We start from the raw sequence: 837 nt of genomic DNA, 5'->3' as shown, positions 1-837 counted from the left end.
CATCGTACCTTGGTGGGCATATTCACGTAGATAAACTGCTGCGATTACGCCAAATGGTGTCACGATGATCGACATGATAATGACCATCAAAACCGTACCGAAAATAGCAGGGAAGATACCCCCTTCGGTATTGGCTTCACGTGGTTCGTCACTGATGAACTCGTAGAGTTTTGCAATGTAGAAAACGATCTTATCGCCAATACTCATCGCGTTCGGCTGGAAGGCATGAACGATCTTCGCAAGATCAACCGTGATTTGCGTGCCGTCCATACTTTGTACACGAACTTTGTCGCGGTTTATTCGGCCATAAAGCTCGATAAGACGGCCCTGTAAGCCATCGTATTCAGCATTTAATGCTGCTCGCTCAGCTTCAATATCAGCAAGTGCTTGCGATGTTAAACGATCTTCCAATTCCAACTTGCGCTGCTGAAGTCGAAGACGTTCGATACCCGCATTGATAGAACCAATGTCACTCTTCTCAATATCATGAATTTGAGAATAAATATCCAAAGCTCTATCTAGGCGCTCTTGTAGAGCAGGCCAAGCTTGATCACCTTCAGCGACAACTTGGTCATTCTCGATGACTTCATTTAAGTAGCCGTAGAAATTACCCCATTCGCGACGTTCCATCACGATAATGTCTTCTGGGTAGGTGATGTTTGAGAAATCACGAGCAAGAATCCAACGGAAGTCAGTCCCTGAAATATCACGGTTACCAATCTTCATTAGATTACGATCCAGATGCTCTAGATCTTCAGGAATGCTATATCCAGCATCACGTAGTTGATCCGCAGACACTTCTACGGTTTCAACGAGTTCACCAATGATGGTGTAACG

At 44.9% G+C, this 837-nt stretch carries 1 pseudogene; it reads right to left on the bottom strand.

Going from position 1 to position 837, the window contains the following annotated elements:
- Positions 1-837 (bottom strand): annotated as a pseudogene (locus tag A3738_RS31415) (phosphate ABC transporter, permease protein PstA); the annotation flags it as partial.

It is taken from the genome of Oleiphilus sp. HI0066 (assembly GCF_001635725.1).
Note: the sequence above shows the minus strand (reverse complement) of the source record. Positions and strands in the feature narration are given on the sequence as shown.